The organism is Algoriphagus aestuariicola, from assembly GCF_017254835.1.
Lineage (GTDB): Bacteria > Bacteroidota > Bacteroidia > Cytophagales > Cyclobacteriaceae > Algoriphagus > Algoriphagus aestuariicola.
In genome coordinates this window covers 1-212 of record NZ_JAFKCW010000099.1, presented here as the reverse complement: position 1 = coordinate 212, position 212 = coordinate 1, and the positions used below count along the sequence as shown (strand labels likewise).

The following is a 212-nucleotide window of genomic DNA, read 5'->3' as shown; positions in this document are numbered from 1 at the left end:
GAGACCGTCTCCATCGCGGCGGCTGCGGCGGACAGCGACGGAACGGTGGCCAAGGTGGAGTTCTACAACGGGACCAGCCTGTTGAGCACGGACACCAGCGCTCCATACAGCTATTCGTGGTCGAATGTTTCGGCCGGCGAGTACAGCATCACTGCCAAGGCGACCGACAACAAGGGGGCCGTTACCAGCTCCGAGGCGGTGAAGATCACGGT

The 212-nt window shown here is 62.7% G+C and carries 1 protein-coding gene; it reads left to right on the top strand.

The genetic code is table 11. The features are described 5' to 3' along the window. The coding region (locus J0A67_RS22975; protein WP_206571716.1) for an Ig-like domain-containing protein at window positions 1-212 on the top strand (212 nt) is incomplete at both ends.